The sequence below is a fragment of the Agromyces sp. Root81 genome (assembly GCF_001429165.1).
Lineage (GTDB): Bacteria > Actinomycetota > Actinomycetes > Actinomycetales > Microbacteriaceae > Agromyces.
On record NZ_LMIR01000001.1, the window covers coordinates 348,331 to 363,040 of the forward strand.

Genomic DNA, 14,710 nt, shown 5'->3' on the forward strand with positions numbered 1-14,710 from the left:
TGACACATTACGAAAGAGCTTAGGGTCGGCGCCCCAGGCTGTCCACTCATCCTCGGCATCTTTTGGCCACAGTTCCGTCGCCAAGTTTGCTAGGATTTTCGGAAAGTCACCGCGAAGGAGTCTGGATGGCCACGCAGCTAGCGCAGATCGCAGCAGAGGCCGGGGTGTCCGTCCCCACCGTCTCCAAAGTGCTGAACGCGAGGGCGGATGTCTCGCCGACGACGCGAGAACGTGTGACTGCTGTCCTCGAGCAGCACGGTCTCGCGATCCGAACCCGCCCGCGTGCGACCACCGGCCTGCTCGATGCGCGCATCGTCAACTTGGACGGCGCGTGGGCCGAAACAGTCGTACGAGGTGCCGCCGCTGCCGCTCGACGGCACGACAAGGACCTCGTCCTCACCGTCGACCCGGACCCAGACGACTGCGACGGCTGGGTTCGGCGGGCATTGGCGCGTGGCACGGATGGACTCGTGAGCTTCGTCGCCGTGCCGAGCGAAGACGCTCGGCGCGGACTTGCCGACAGCGGTGTCCCGCTTGTCGTCGTCGATCCGCTGCACCGAGTGCCCGATGGCACAATGTCGATCTCCGCCACCAACTTTCAGGGCGCATTCGATGCGACCAACCACCTGCTCGCGCTCGGGCATCGCCGCATCGCCACCGTCACCGGCCCATTCGACCAGGACAACGCGATCGCCCGCTTCGCCGGGTTTCAAGCCGCGATGCTGCAATCCGGGCAGCCTGTCGATCCCGGGCTGGTCGATCGTTCCGGCTACGGGATCCCTAACGGGTACGACGCGATGCGAGCGCTGCTGAACGAAGCGGACCCGCCGACCGCCATCTTTGCCGCGAGCGACGACAGCGCCCTCGGTGCGATCCGAGCCATCCGCGAGCGCGGGTTGCATGTCCCCGACGACATTTCCGTGATCGGGTTCGACGACCTGCCGTACTCACAGTGGACGGATCCTCCGCTGACGACGATCCGTCAGCCGCTGGCCGAGATGGGCGATGGCGCCGTCGAACTGCTGATCCGGATCCGGGCGGGGCTGGCGCCGACCGCGCACACCGAATTGTCGACCCGGCTGATCGTGCGCTCGTCCACCGCACGCCTGGGGTAGCTGTACTTCCCCGTGACAACGTTCCGCCGTCGGTTGAGGAGCTTCTTGATGTCCTGAGTGCTACTGGATTCATTACGGAAGAGGCAGGTGGAGGACGGCGGGTGACAAACCTTGGGGCGATCTTGCTCGTTTGAAACTACTGGTCAAGCCAGTGTCATCTGTTCGGTCGCCACCGTAGGGTTTCGCGCTACGGCTGCTGCGACCCCAGGTAGGCACGCAACTCGTCGGCAGTGGTGAAGCCAGCCAGGTAGTCGGCGAAGCTACCGACCCGGTCGACGTCGGTCCAGAAGAACGTCTCATGATCCGTCTGGAAGACCGACGGGTTGCCGGGACTCTGGTCTCCAGTCGCGACCACATAGTAATTCGGAAAGCTGTCTGAGGTGCCGACGAAGACGAACTCCAACGGACCTTCCGGTACCGAGAAGGTCCGTCGCAGTGCATCCTCGGTCACCAGCCCCTCGAGTTCGCCGAACATCGGGTCGCCTTCTGTGAAGGGCGCGAAGATGCGTGGAACGTAGCGGACCTGGTTGTAGAGCTCTTCCGGCCCGAAGACATGGCCTATCAGCGCTTCGGTATCCAGGTTTCCGTCGATCTCGATCTCCGGGTGGGCTTCGAACACGGGTCGGAAGATGTCCAGACCACTCGAGTCCCATGGCAGCGGCTCGGGACGCTTTTGCAGCGCGTGATCGAAACGCAATGACATCAATTGCTCTGTCATTGTTCCCCCTGGCAATCCCGTTTCCCCGCCGAGGCGCGCGATCTGCTCAAGTACCTGCCTTTCCATAGACGGCATGATAGCGAGCCGGTGGGGAGGAAACTCCACACGCAGTTCCGGAAGCGGCCTCCGGCTCGGAGAGGCAGCGACGCCGGTGCGAAACATGGGCGAACGGCACCAGTTGTTGCGATGGCGCTCTGAAACCGTCCGGGCTCGAGTCGTCTCTGTGGGGGCGGTCGACTCAGCGGTTGATTGACGACATGTCGGTGTACCGGTCGCCTGACGGTGCGGGCACGGCATTGAGCGCCGCGAGCTGAGCAGGTGTCAGCGTGATGTCGTCGGCCGCGATGTTCTCTTCGAGCCGGCTCACCCGCTTCGTTCCTGGGATGGGTGCGATGTCGTTGCCCTGGGCGAGGAGCCACGCGAGCGCGACCTGGGCGGGAGTCGCGCCCACTTCGGCGGCAACCGATTCGACGGTCTCGACGATGCGGAGGTTCTGGTCGAGGTTCTCGCCCGCGAAGCGCGGGGTGGTGCGCCGGAAGTCGCCAGGATCGAGCGCGTCTGTCGAACGGATCGCCCCCGTGAGGAAGCCGCGCCCGAGTGGCGAGTACGGCACGAACCCGATGCCGAGCTCGCGCACTGTAGGGAGCACCTCCTGCTCGGGATCGCGCGTCCAGAGCGAGTACTCGGTCTGCACTGCAGTCACCGGATGCACCTCGTGCGCGCGCCGGATCGTCGCCGGTGCCGCCTCAGAGAGACCGTAGCCCGCGATCTTGCCCTCGCCGATCACCTCGGCCAGAGCGCCCACTGTTTCCTCGATCGGCGTCGCCGGATCCATCCGGTGCTGGTAGTACAGGTCGATGTGATCGACACCGAGCCGCGCGAGCGAGCCCTCGACCGAGAGCCGGACGTTCTCGGGGCTGCCGTCCAGTCCCATCGAACCGTCGGTGCGATGGCGGATGGAGCCGAACTTGGTGGCAATCACGACACCGTCGCGTCGGTCGCGGAGCGCGCGCCCGAGCAGTTCCTCGTTTGCGTACGGTCCGTAGATTTCGGCTGTGTCGAACAACGTGACGCCGAGGTCGATCGCGCGATGGATCGTGCGGATGGACTCTGCGTCGTCGGTGCCGGCCCCCGCGTAGTAGGCCGACATTCCCATGCAGCCGAGGCCGAGGCGTGAGACGTCGAGCGTTCCAAGTGCGATGTGCTTCATTCGTTTCCATTTCTCTTCGAGTAGATGGCGATCTTCGCGTCGATGGCGGTGAGGGCCTGCGAGATGTCATCGAGTTTCGCGGCGACGCTCACGCGATGCCGCTGAAGCATGTCGAGCCGGGCCGCCGTGGTCGCTTCGCCGAGCCGGACGAGGTCGACGTACTCGCGCACTTGTGCGATCGGCATCAGCGCGGACCGGAGCTTCGTCAGGAACCCCACCCACTCGATGTCGTCATCGCTGTATCGCCGATGCCTCGACGAGGCACGATCGACCGGTGTCAACATGAGCCCGGCGCGTTCGTAATACCGCAGGGTGTGCGTGCTGAGACCCGTGTGTTCGGCGGCTTCCGCAATGGACATTGAGTGTTCGACCGACTTCACACGCCCACCATAAAACTTTGAGTGCACTCGAAGTCAAGGCGCACTCAGGAAATGCTCAGCGGCCGGAACCGGCGACGATCGAGTTGGAGTGGTGTCCAAAACACGGGCGAACTCGCGGCAGCTTCGAGCCGAGCACTACCGCGGGGTCGACGCCCGTCGGACAGATGCGTGCGCCGATGCTGCCGCCTCGGACGCCGCCCGTATGCAGACGACGAAGCATGGTCGCCCGCGATTGCGACCACACTCCGCGGGTAGGGGAACGATCCATGTTTGGGTCGACCACGGTCGACCGAACACCTCGAACCTCGAAGCCCGCGCTGGTTGCCCGGCCGCCAGGGAAGATGAGCACGTCCTTGCGAGCCGTTTCCGTGAGCACATCGACCCATTCGGCGGTGGAGCGGCGCGCGTCGTCGACGACGCCGCCCGTGCCGTGCTTTGTTCGGCGCACAGCTGAGGCTCTGAGTCATGATTCAGGTGAGAATTCTCTCTATGCGACCTCTGACCGCGATGCGAGCGATCGCGGCTGCCCGCCGTTCGCGCTCGGTCGTCGACCAAGCGATCGGGACGGCCGCGCGTTTGCGACCGTTGGACATGTTGACCCGATATCTGGCTGCGGGCTCGATGGCGGCATGCGACCCGGTCTTTGCCGATTCGCACGAGTTGTACGAGCAGATCAAGCGCGCCGCCGACTATGGTTCCGACCGTATCGACGGCCACGAGATCTTCTTCTTCCACCGTCGGCGAATGTTTCGCCGCCTTCAGTACGAGTTCGCCTTCAAGTTCTACGCCGTCAACGGAGAAGTCCGCCACGACGCCATCGAGGTGTGCTGGTGCGAGATTCCGCTCGAGCAACTCCTATCGCGCTGCTCGACGATGGCAGACCCAGGTCTCCGCGAGTACTCGGTGTACCGGTACGACGACGAGTACCAGAATCTCGGCTGTGTGGTGTTCGCCAACGGACGCTCGCTTGACTTCTCGGCGTCTGGACGTGGCGACGGATTCACCGTCGTGATGCTGTACGGGAGAAGCGATGACGATGAATCGCGCGCGGCTTCTGTGCGGTCGCGGATGCTGATGTTGGACCCGACCGAGCTATCTCCGTCGCGCCGAACTGGGTCAGTTGACTCGAATCCGCGTCCTCAACGACGCGTTCACATGAAGGACTCGGAGAATCGGAGTCGACGCGATGAATGATCTGGGAGGCGCCGCACGCCGGCGCGACGTGACGGACCTCTTACCCATCCTCAATCGCATGGATGCGGAGGACGCGATCTACGATCGCGCGCGTCTGGAGTGCGACATCCCAGTACTGCGATGATGTCAAGCTGCTCTACAAGTACGTCGGAGTCGATGTCATCGGGGCATTCCTGCGGGAAGTTGCTCCGAGCGATCGAGCCCTGGCAGCGCAGCATCTGTTGGCGGTGATGCCGCTGTTGATCAACAAGGACGAGCGCGATGAGATTGTTCGAGATGACCAGGTGTTCGTCACCGAGGGGGAGCTCGATCGCTATCGGCAACGGCTGATGCGGGAGAACCCAGCCCTGCTGCAAGCCGACTTCAGCGCGGACCATTGTCAGGGACGCCTTGGCGACAGCTCGCGAGGCGTGAACTGAGAAATGAGAGAGCCCATGGATATTTCAAGCGTTGTTCGGCTGGGATTGGCGACGAGACCGGCAAGCGAAGAAGACCTCGATCGGGTACGTCGGCGCATCGGAGCCGATCTGCCATGCCCGCTGGAGGAGTTCTACAAGCTCACTGACGGATTCGTCAGCCCGTCCGGCATTGCTGTGTACGAGGCGAGTTCTCTTCTTGAGAGAAATGAAACAGCCGAGATCGAGGTCTACGCTCCCGGATATGTTCTCTTCGGGGATGACAGCGGTGGGCGCGGATTTCTGATGAGCTTGAATGATGGTGACGGTCGGGTATTCAGCTCAGATCTTGGGGACTTGAGCCCTCGGTACTTCGATGAAGATGCGGCGAGCCTGAAGGACTGGCTGGGTCTGCTGCCGGGATAGCCGCCTATTCAACCTCCCAGCAAACCAGGTCGCTCTGCGCTGAGATCCGGGAGATCAGCACGTCTGAGATGGTCGCAGCGGAGTCGTACTCGGCGTCGGCCAGCGGCTCGACGTACAGCTGGTAGCCGACGCTAGGGTCTTCATCCTCTGGCGGGGAGAGTAGTGCGAAACGCATGTCGACCGAGTACGCAACCTGAGCGGGAAACTCGTCGAACATACCGGGGTCGGCCGGCTCGAAAGTCAGCCCTCCCAAGGCTCTTCCCAAAACGGCCGATGTCGTCGCGAGGTCACCTACCGGCCGAACCCAGACGACGGCGAAGCCCGGAGGGATGTGCGATCCATCTCTCTTCATGGTGTCCTCTCCCGCCGCCGCCCGGTGATCTCCTGTGCTCCCAGCGGTGGGTAGGTTCTGAACAGATCCGCGGACAACGCGACCTGTTCCATCGCGACACAGTGAGCTGCCGGTCGATCAGAGGATGTCATCCTGGATCTGTTCCATGCAGATGCGCCACCACGAGTCGCGTCCCAGCGCCTTCGCGTCGATCTGCGTCAGACGACGACGCAGGATCGTCACGCGATCACGGCGCGAGTCCCCGTTCTGCGAACGCATTGCCGGACGGGTCCGTCCGGCGCGCAGCGCTGCAAGGCGCTCGGCGGCCTGAGCCGCGGTCATGACGCTGGGCTCATCTGCCCGATCTGGATCGAAGTAGGCGGCGAACGCCGCAAGGCACTCGGACGTCGCGGCGCGATTCGTGTTGAGTCGTTCCACGCGTCCAGTGCGCTCGTCGTAGACCGCGGTACTGCCGTCGGCACGCTCGACGATCCAGAGCTCGCCGCCGTGGATGTCGCCGATGATCGTCGCCGCTCCGGACGGAAGCTGCGCTGGTCGGCGAGCGGACTCGGGAAGCAGCCGCATTCCCATGACCAATGCTTCCTCGCTCACCCGACAACCCTATCCAGTGGTGACGTGACACCACACGCGAGAACAGCAGCCGATCACCGCCCACGACTCACCCACGAAGCGCCGCAAACTACCTGGCGGGGCCTAATCAAACTGCACCAGCGGAGGCTGCGGCTCGCGCAGCGACCGCACCTCGCGATCATTGAGGGGCATGGGCAGGGCACGAGTTTGGCTAGAACGGCGCAGCGGGACTATAGATCCGCGATGCAACGCACAGGTCGCCGGCGCCAGCTGTCTCAGAACTGGGATGTCTCGTCGCGTTCCGAGTGAGTGGACGCATCACCCAGGATCTGGCCAAACGGCACGTCTTTGGCCCGGATCCGCTGCATCCATCGGCTTCGGTCAGGAATCAGCGGTGCAACCTTTTGGACGACGTTGACAGTGTCGAAGGGTGTGCGAGGTCGGCGGCACCGAGTGATAGCCCGAGCGCGATGGCGGAGTCGCTCGCGGAGAGGTCCATCAGTTCTCTCATCCGCTCGGCGGCGGCGGCCGCATCACCCGCGGCGACCGCGTCATATACGGCGCGATGCCCGTCGAGGAAGTCGAGCGTGGTCATGTGTTGGTGGGCGAGGCGGTCTCGCGCTTGAAGCGCCGGCGCGAGGACTACTTCGAACCGCTCGAGCAGTTCGTTGCCCGACGCCGCGAGCAGTGCCCGATGGAACTCGAGGTCGGCCTCGGTGTGATCGGGGCGATCTGGGTCGTCGGTACGATACGACCGGTCGAGTGCATCGAACGCCACGCGGATGCGCTCGAGCTGCGCGGCGTCGCGCCGCTCGGCCGCCATGCCGGCGGCGGCGGGTTCGATGAGTCGGCGCACCTCGCCGAGTTCCATCACGAGCCGTGGATCAGGTTGATCGGACGACCGCCAACTCATCACATCGCCGTCGAGGAGCTGCCAGTTCGCGCGGTCAGTGACGAACGTTCCGAACCGGGGGCGTGCACCGACCAGCCCCTTCGCCGTGAGTACCTTCAGGGCCTCCCTCACGACGGTGCGGCTCACCTGGAACTCGAGCGCGATCTGTTCGGGATCGATCGTGTCGCCCGGCAGAAGTTCTCCGCGCATGATGCGCGTGCCCAGCTCGTTGACTACCTGCCCGTGCAGGCCGCGTCCGCCGAAGTTGTTCACGAGGTGAGCCTACTGGGACACACGTGCAAGGGCGTCGGGCGCGACGCCGAGCGCCCCGGATCGGACTGCATCGGCGATCTGCTCGTCGGTCCAGCCGAGTTCGGCGAGGATGGCAGTGGTGTCGGCACCGAGTGCCGGTGCACCGCGGCGGATCGTCGGCGGTGTGACGGACATCTGCAGGGGTGGCCGGACGGTGCGGACGGTTGCCCCGTCCTCGCCATAGGGCTGCTCGACGAGCATGCCTGTCTCGACGACATGCGGGTCATTCGCGACGCCGGCGTAGTCGTGCACCGGACCCGCCCAAACATTGACGCGGTCGCACAGTTCGATCCAGTGCGCGGTGGTCTGGTGCTCGAAGGCATGCCGGATGTGCCGGTACACGTCGTCGCGGAGCGCGTGTCCATCGTTGTAATCGGTCAGCGATCGCAGCCAGTCGTCGTCGAGCACTTCGCCTAGCGAGGCCAACGGAGCCATCGCGAGCGTGAGCCAGCCGTCGCTCGTGCGGTAGACGCCATACGGTGCTGGGATGAACGCGTGCGCGGATGCCTCAGCGCCGCGGGCGGGCTGCCGACCGGTGTTGAGGTAGGTGACGAGCTCCTGCAACTGGGCGTCGAGCACGATCGAGAGCATGTCGACCTCGACCTTCTGGCCGACGCCGAGACGGGTCCGTGCAGCCAGCGCGGCGAGGATACCGATCGCCGCCTGGTACCCGGTCATGACATCGGCCGCCCAAAGTGCGCCGGGCTCCGGTGCGTCCTCGGCACTGCCCACGGAGAACATCGACCCCGAGTAGCCCTGCACGACGAGGTCCTGGCCCGGGCGGTCACGGTACGGGCCGACGGGGCCGTAGCCGGAGATCGAGCAGTACACAAGCCGTGGGTTGATCTCGCGCAGCTGCTCGTAGCCGATGCCGAGGCGCTCGGCGGTGCCGTGCCGGAAGTTCTGCAGGAACACATCGGACTCGCGAACGATGTCGTAGATGATCTCGCGCGACGCAGCGTGCTTGAGGTCGATCGCGAGCGAGCGCTTGTTGCGATTGACCGCGAGGAAGGTGGTCATCTCGCCGTGCACGCGGATGTCGTCGAACCCGTGCGTGCGATTGAATTCGCCGCCGCGGGGCGACTCGATCTTGATGACGTCGGCGCCGAGATCGCCCAGGCGGGTGCCGGCGAGGGGCCCGGCGAGCATCTGAGTGGCATCGAGCACGCGGATCCCGTCGAGGGCGCCGGCCTGAGCGATTGATTCGGTCATCTCATCTCCTTATTAGTAAGATAATACTATTACACGTTTTGCTTCGGTTGAGAAAGGCGACGCTCATGGCGATTGGACGGATCGAGACGTTCCTGGTTCCTCCGCGGTGGCTCTTCGTTCGGATCGAGACCGAAGACGGACTGGTCGGCTGGGGCGAGCCGATCGTGGAAGGCCACGCCGAGGTCGTTCGCGTCGCCGTCGCCGAGTTCGCTGAGCTTCTCCTTGGCACGGATGAAGGTCGCATCGAGCACCACTGGCTCGCCATGACCAAGGGCGGGTTCTACCGCGGCGGTCCCGTGTTCAACAGTGCTGCGGCCGGAGTCGACCAGGCGCTCTGGGATATCGCCGGGAAACGGCTCGGTCGACCGGTGCACGAGCTGCTCGGCGGCGCGGTGCGCGATCGGGTCCGTGCCTACGCCTGGGTCGGCGGCGATGAGCCCGAGGCCCTCGCCGACGACATCGAGCGCCGCATAGCCGCTGGGATGACCGCTGTGAAGATGAATGCCAGCGGGCGGATGCCCCCGCTGGCCGCACTCGCCGAGACCCGGGCGATCGTCGAACGTGCTCAGGTCGCGCGCGACGTTCTCGGGCCGGGCCGCGATTTCGCGCTGGACTTCCATGGCCGACTCACACTCGCCGACAGCCGCCGAGTTGTCCCGCTGCTCGAGCCGCTGCATCCGCTCTTCGTCGAGGAGCCGGTCGTGCCCGAGGCATCCGCTCAGTTGCACCGCGTCGTCGATGCGACGACGGTGCCCATCGCGACGGGGGAGCGGCTGTACTCGCGTCAGGAGTTCCTGCCGGTGCTGCAGCAGGGCGTCGCGGTCGTGCAACCGGACGTCTGCCACGCCGGAGGCATCTCCGAGACGCGTCGCATCGCCGCTCTCGCCGAGACCTTCGACGCGAGGATCGCCCCGCACTGCCCCCTCGGCCCGATCGCCCTTGCAGCGAGCCTCCAGATCGGGTTCGCCAGCCCGAACCTCCTCATTCAGGAACATGGCATGGGGATCCACTACAACGGCGACGCTGATTTGCTCGACTACGTCGTCGACCGGTCGCCGTTCGCCCTGGTCGACGGTTCCTTCGATCGCTTCGTCGGCGCCGGCCTCGGTGTTGAGATCGACGAGACTGCCGTGCGCGACGCCGACCGGCGCGGCCATGCCTGGCGATCGCCGCGTTGGCATCACGCCGACGGCGGATTCGCCGAATGGTGAGGGTCCGCGGCGCCCCGTTGTGAAGCGAGCTCGGATTCGAACTCCGAGAGGAAGCGGCCGCGAAGGCGTGAGATCCGCTTCCGCAGCGACGATGAGGTCGACGTCTTGCATCCAATGCGACAAGTTCGGCAGCACCCGGGTGTGCAATACGATCGCACCGGCGGTGTCGCCGGTGGACCATCGTCGCCAACAGGCGAGGTACAGCTCGGTGAAGGAACACCCGGACTGGACGCCCACCGCCCCCGCCGCAGTCCGTCGATGATCTGCACGCCGGCGGAGCCGACAAGGCAGCCGAGCCGCGGCGCCGCCTCGGCCAGCGCCGTGATCAGTGGGACGGGCTGTGTCGACTCCACCTTCACGCACACGAGGTTCGGCGCGCGCGACGCGATCGCGGCAATGGGGCCCGCATCGAGCGAAGCGCCGTCTTGCGACGGAACGACCTGCAGGATGGTCGGCGTCGGCGAGATCGCCGTGAGCACCGACTCAACGTGCTCGTGGACCGATGTTGCGTCGGCGCCGCGTTGATGCAGAACCAGCACGTTCATGAGATCGGCGCCACGTTCGGCGACGCTCACCGCGCGTTCGACGGCGACCCGCGTGGCGTGATCGAAGAAGGAGGCGACGGCCAGCATGCCGCCGCGGTGGGCGCCATCGATGATCACCGAAGTGAGCTCGTTGCGTTCCGAGGCGCTCAAGGCAAGCGCCTCGGAACGCGAACCCGGGGTGCATGATGCCCGGCGTGCCGACGCTGGAGAGATCGTCGACGAGTGCGGCGAGGGCCGCCGCGTCGGCGTCGCCGCCCGCCGTGAACGGCGTCTCGACGACGGGGCACGCCAGCGATGCGGGCCGGCGGGGCCGCCGGTGTGTGCTTCTCCGGGACTCGAGGGCCGTCCTCGAAATCAGAAGCGGGGCAAGCTTGCACGTGAACCATATTGTATGTTTATATTATGAATGAGCCGGAAGGGATCCCGCTCACGAACGCATTCAATGTCGCAAAGGAGCAACATGCAATCGCAGCACACGCGGCGTCGAGGAGCGAAGGCCCTCGGCGCGATTGGCATTCTCGGCCTCGCCGCCGCCCTCACAGCCTGTGGCACGGTTGACGGCGGCGCCGCCTCAGGTGACGACGCCGGCGACGACGGCACGATCAGGATCGCCTACATCCAGAAGCAGGGCGACCAGCAGTACTTCATCGACGAGATCGACGGTGCCTCGGAGGCAGCCGCCGAGCTCGGCGCTGAGGTCACCGCGATCAACGTCGGCGACGACGCCAACGAGACCATCAGCCAACTCGACACGATCATCTCGCAGGGCTACGACGCCATCGCGATCGTCGTCCCCGACCAGAAGATCGGTCCTCAGGTGATCGAGGCGGCGAAGAAGGCCGGCATTCCCCTCGTCGCGACCGACGACGCGATCGAGGACGCCGACGGCAATGCGGCGCCCTTCGTCGGGTTCGATGGCCGCTCGATGGGCGAGCAGGTCGGCACCGAAGCGGCGCGACTGTTCGCGGAGACCGACTGGACCGCGGAGAACACGAAGATCATCCGCGTATCGAAGGAAGACCTGCAGACCTGCGAAGACCGCAACGACGGCGCATACGACACCTTCACGGAGGCGACCGGCGTCGAACTCGAGGTCGTCCGCGTCGGCACCGACGCTACCAACATCGAGGCGCAGGACAAGACCGCCGCCGCGATCACCGCGAACCCTGACGTCACGAACTGGGTGGTGTGGGGTTGCAACGACGAGTCGGAGACCGGTGCGGTGACCGCCCTGCAGAACGCAGGGTTCAGCCCCGACAACATCATCGGCGTCGGCCTCGGCGCGTACCTCACCTGCAAGGACTGGGCCGCCGGAGTGGAGTCGGGCAACAAGGCCGCGCTGTTCATCAGCGGAGTCGACGTCGGCAAGGCGGCCGTCGAGGTGCTCGTCGATCAGGTGAAGAACGGCGTCGAACTCCCGGCGAATACGATCGCCGACACGACGATCGTCGGACCCGACACATGGGAGGACGCGGGAGTCGTCTGCACCTGATCCATCGTGAGCGGGCGGAGACGCGACGAGCGTCATCCGCCCGCCACCACGATCGACCATCGCAAACTGACAAGGGACTCGACCCATGACCACGACGGTTGCCATCTCCGGCCTTACCAAGACATTCACCGGCGTCCGCGCGCTTCGCGGCATAAACCTCGAGATCCGGGCCGGCGAGGTGCTGGCCCTGCTCGGAGAGAATGGCGCCGGCAAGTCGACGATGCTCAAGATCCTGAGCGGCGACTACGCGCCCGATGACGGCACGATCGCCCTGAATGGTGAGCACGTTGTCCTCCGCTCCTCGATCGATGCGCGTCGGCGGGGCATCCGGGTCATCGCCCAGGAGCCTGAGATCGTCCACGACGTCACCGTCGCCGAGAACATCTTCATCGGTAACCTTCCGCGAAGGGCCCGGGCGTTCTCGGCGGGCCGGGTCCGCGCGAACACTCGCGATGCACTCGCCGAGTACGGATTCTCGGACACCCTCGACGCGGCTGCACTCGGTGGGACCCTGTCGCCCGCGCAACGTCAGCTCGTCGAGATCATGCGTGGGCTGGTCGACCGTCCGGAGGTCATCGCATTTGATGAGCCCACCTCGTCGCTGACCGAGAACGAGGTCGAGGCGCTCTTCCGGCTCATTCGCCGGCTGCGAGACGATGGCGTCGCCGTCGTCTACGTGTCGCATCGAATGCACGAGATCTTCCGGATCGCCGACCGCGTCGCCGTACTGCGTGACGGTGAGCTCGCCGGCGTGCGCGAGCTCGCCGAGACCGACGAGGCCGAGCTGGTGCGGCTGATGGTCGGACGCGATCTCGGATCGCTCTTCCAGCGGACGCGCGTCGTTGACGGCGCCGAGGTGCTCCGCGTCGAGGGTCTCGAGAACGACGACGTTCACGACGTGAACCTGACCGTGCGCGCCGGCGAAGTCGTTGCGCTCGCCGGACTCATCGGCGCCGGCCGCTCCGAGTTGGCCCGCACCATCATCGGCGACCTCCCACACCGCGAGGGTTCGGTATCGGTCGATGGGGTCCGGGTGACGCTCGGCTCGCCCGCCGATGCGATTCGCGCCGGTATCGGGCTCGCCCCAGAGGAGCGAAAGGCGCAGGCGCTCCTCCTGCAGCGGTCGGTGCGCGACAACATGAGCCTCGCCATCCTCGACCGCATCTCGCGCGTGCGCGTCGTGCGACGTCGAGAGGAACGGCGCATCGTCGCTGCGCTCATCGATCGGATGCGCGTCCGCACTCCCGACATGGAGACCGAGGTGCGCACGCTCTCGGGCGGGAACCAGCAGAAGGTCGTCCTCGGCCGCTGGCTGGCCCGCAGGCCGAAGGTGCTCATCCTCGACGAACCGACTCGCGGCGTCGATGTCGGCGCGAAGGCCGAGATCTACGCCGTCATCGATGAGCTCGCTAGCAGCGGCACCGCCGTGCTCGTGATCTCGTCAGAACTCCCGGAGGTGATCGGCTTGGCCGACCGCATCCTCGTCATGCAAGGCGGGCGCATCGTCGGCGAGGTTGATCACGCCGATGCGACTGAAGAGGCGATCCTCGCGCTCGCATTGCCCAAATCCGAGCCGATCGTTTCGGCATGACCGCATCGAAGGAGACCCGCGTGTCCGCTACCACCCAGCCGCCCGCTCTGCGCGCCCCAGAATCCCCGCCGCGACCCAAGAGCCCGGCTCGCAGCCTGTTCGCCCGAATCGGCGTGCAGAACCTCAGCCTTGTCATCGCCCTCATCCTGCTCATCGCCGTCATCGGTTGGCAGGACCCCAACTTCTTCCGCTACCAGAACCTGTTGTCGATCGGCACGTCGATCACGGTGTTCGGCATCCTGGCGATCGTGCAGACGCTCGTGATCCTCCTCGGTGCGCTGGACATCTCGGTCGGATCCGTCGCCGGGCTCACCTCGGTCGTGAGCGCGATGGTCTTCACGAGCACCGCCTCATCCTGGATGGGGATCGGCGCGGCCCTCGCCGCAGGCCTGGCCTGCGGGCTCGTGAACGGGCTCATCATCGTGTACGGCCGGGTGAACGCGGTCATCGCGACGCTCGCGACGCTCGCCGCCTTCAAGGGGCTCGCGCAGATTCTCTCCGGCGGCCGGTCGCAGGGCTACACCGGCAACGACCCGGTCTTCACCGCACTTGGCCGCGGCACGTTCCTCGGCATCCCGGTGCTCATCTACCTGTTCGTGTTCATCGCGGTCGCCGCCGCGCTCGTGCTGAAGTACACCGACATCGGCCGCAACATCTACGCCATCGGCGGGAACCCGACTGCCGCACGCCTGTCCGGCATCAACCTCAATCGCTACATCGTCGGCGTCTACGTTTTGGTCGGAACAGTGGCCGGACTCGCGGGCGTGCTGCTCACCGCGCGCACCGGTAGTGGTCAGCCGGTGTCCGGAAGTGAGGGCCTTGAACTCGAGTCGATCACCGCCGCGGCGCTCGGCGGCGCTGCGCTCACGGGCGGCAAAGGCACGATCACGGGCACCGTGCTCGCCGTGATCCTGCTCGGCGTGCTCTCGAACGGACTCACCGTCCTCGGCGTCAACCCGTTCTGGCAGAACGTCGCAAAGGGCGCATTGCTCGTCATCGCGGTCGTCATCCAGCAGCGGCGCAGCGGACAGCGCGCCGTCGGCCTGCCCGCCTGACCCGACGGATGCCACCGCGTCGCCGCGAAGCTCCCTCGAT

The 14,710-nt window shown here is 65.7% G+C and carries 16 protein-coding genes; 8 read left to right on the forward strand and 8 right to left on the reverse strand.

What is annotated here, in order from left to right; genetic code table 11:
• The first annotated feature begins 125 nt into the window (after positions 1 to 125).
• The gene (locus ASE14_RS01690; RefSeq protein ID WP_056649845.1) at positions 126 to 1,115 is read left to right on the forward strand and encodes a LacI family DNA-binding transcriptional regulator; all 990 of its coding nucleotides are present in this window, start codon (positions 126 to 128) and stop codon (positions 1,113 to 1,115) included.
• 187 nt (positions 1,116 to 1,302) lie between these two features.
• Here the strand turns inward: ASE14_RS01690 and ASE14_RS01695 are convergent, their stop codons facing one another.
• The 3 genes from ASE14_RS01695 to ASE14_RS01705 all read right to left on the reverse strand — a co-directional run bounded on the left by ASE14_RS01695 (position 1,303) and on the right by ASE14_RS01705 (position 3,402).
• On the reverse strand, positions 1,303 to 1,899 hold the full coding sequence (locus ASE14_RS01695; RefSeq protein WP_157372713.1) for a hypothetical protein: 597 nt from the start codon (positions 1,897 to 1,899) through the stop codon (positions 1,303 to 1,305).
• A gap of 172 nt (positions 1,900 to 2,071) precedes the next feature.
• Positions 2,072 to 3,043, reverse strand: coding sequence for an aldo/keto reductase (locus ASE14_RS01700; RefSeq protein WP_056649851.1), 972 nt, complete (start codon positions 3,041 to 3,043; stop codon positions 2,072 to 2,074).
• Positions 3,040 to 3,402, reverse strand: coding sequence for a MerR family transcriptional regulator (locus ASE14_RS01705; RefSeq protein ID WP_056649854.1), 363 nt, complete (start codon positions 3,400 to 3,402; stop codon positions 3,040 to 3,042). The genes ASE14_RS01700 and ASE14_RS01705 overlap by 4 nt, the downstream gene beginning before the upstream one ends.
• 486 nt (positions 3,403 to 3,888) lie before the next feature.
• On the opposite strand from ASE14_RS01705, the gene ASE14_RS01710 reads away from it, so the two are divergent.
• From ASE14_RS01710 to ASE14_RS19870, 3 genes are all read left to right on the forward strand, one after another.
• On the forward strand, positions 3,889 to 4,617 hold the full coding sequence (locus tag ASE14_RS01710; RefSeq protein WP_056649857.1) for a hypothetical protein: 729 nt from the start codon (positions 3,889 to 3,891) through the stop codon (positions 4,615 to 4,617).
• A 62-nt stretch (positions 4,618 to 4,679) separates the two neighbouring features.
• Entirely contained in the window at positions 4,680 to 5,036 is a 357-nt protein-coding gene (locus ASE14_RS01715; RefSeq protein ID WP_056649860.1) for a hypothetical protein, read from the forward strand.
• 15 nt (positions 5,037 to 5,051) lie between these two features.
• Complete coding sequence (locus ASE14_RS19870; protein ID WP_082600136.1) at positions 5,052 to 5,438, forward strand: SMI1/KNR4 family protein; 387 nt, start codon at positions 5,052 to 5,054, stop codon at positions 5,436 to 5,438.
• A 4-nt stretch (positions 5,439 to 5,442) separates the two neighbouring features.
• Here the strand turns inward: ASE14_RS19870 and ASE14_RS20275 are convergent, their stop codons facing one another.
• The 4 genes from ASE14_RS20275 to ASE14_RS01735 all read right to left on the reverse strand — a co-directional run bounded on the left by ASE14_RS20275 (position 5,443) and on the right by ASE14_RS01735 (position 8,776).
• The gene (locus tag ASE14_RS20275; RefSeq protein WP_157372715.1) at positions 5,443 to 5,790 is read right to left on the reverse strand and encodes a hypothetical protein; all 348 of its coding nucleotides are present in this window, start codon (positions 5,788 to 5,790) and stop codon (positions 5,443 to 5,445) included.
• A 117-nt stretch (positions 5,791 to 5,907) separates the two neighbouring features.
• The gene (locus ASE14_RS01725) at positions 5,908 to 6,381 is read right to left on the reverse strand and encodes a hypothetical protein (protein ID WP_157372716.1); all 474 of its coding nucleotides are present in this window, start codon (positions 6,379 to 6,381) and stop codon (positions 5,908 to 5,910) included.
• 367 nt (positions 6,382 to 6,748) lie between these two features.
• Entirely contained in the window at positions 6,749 to 7,525 is a 777-nt protein-coding gene (locus ASE14_RS01730; RefSeq protein WP_056649869.1) for a FadR/GntR family transcriptional regulator, read from the reverse strand.
• A 9-nt stretch (positions 7,526 to 7,534) separates the two neighbouring features.
• Positions 7,535 to 8,776, reverse strand: coding sequence for a CaiB/BaiF CoA-transferase family protein (locus ASE14_RS01735; RefSeq protein WP_056649871.1), 1,242 nt, complete (start codon positions 8,774 to 8,776; stop codon positions 7,535 to 7,537).
• Between the two features lie 65 nt (positions 8,777 to 8,841).
• Between ASE14_RS01735 and dgoD the strand changes: the two genes are divergently transcribed.
• Entirely contained in the window at positions 8,842 to 9,987 is a 1,146-nt protein-coding gene (gene dgoD / locus ASE14_RS01740) for a galactonate dehydratase (RefSeq protein WP_056649874.1), read from the forward strand.
• On the opposite strand, the gene ASE14_RS20280 is transcribed toward dgoD, so the two are convergent.
• Positions 9,957 to 10,682 (reverse strand): hypothetical protein, encoded by a 726-nt coding sequence (locus tag ASE14_RS20280; protein WP_157372717.1) that lies wholly within the window; start codon positions 10,680 to 10,682, stop codon positions 9,957 to 9,959. The genes dgoD and ASE14_RS20280 overlap by 31 nt on opposite strands.
• A gap of 310 nt (positions 10,683 to 10,992) precedes the next feature.
• On the opposite strand from ASE14_RS20280, the gene ASE14_RS01755 reads away from it, so the two are divergent.
• The 3 genes from ASE14_RS01755 (at position 10,993) to ASE14_RS01765 (ending at position 14,670) form a co-directional block, all read left to right on the forward strand.
• Positions 10,993 to 12,024, forward strand: a complete 1,032-nt coding sequence (locus tag ASE14_RS01755) for a substrate-binding domain-containing protein (protein ID WP_082599931.1) — start codon at positions 10,993 to 10,995, stop codon at positions 12,022 to 12,024.
• 85 nt (positions 12,025 to 12,109) lie between these two features.
• Positions 12,110 to 13,615 carry a sugar ABC transporter ATP-binding protein gene (locus tag ASE14_RS01760; RefSeq protein ID WP_056649885.1) on the forward strand — a complete coding sequence of 502 codons (1,506 nt, stop codon included), beginning with the start codon at positions 12,110 to 12,112 and terminating at the stop codon, positions 13,613 to 13,615.
• Positions 13,612 to 14,670, forward strand: a complete 1,059-nt coding sequence (locus ASE14_RS01765) for an ABC transporter permease (protein WP_056649886.1) — start codon at positions 13,612 to 13,614, stop codon at positions 14,668 to 14,670. The genes ASE14_RS01760 and ASE14_RS01765 overlap by 4 nt, the downstream gene beginning before the upstream one ends.
• The last annotated feature ends 40 nt before the right edge of the window (positions 14,671 to 14,710 follow it).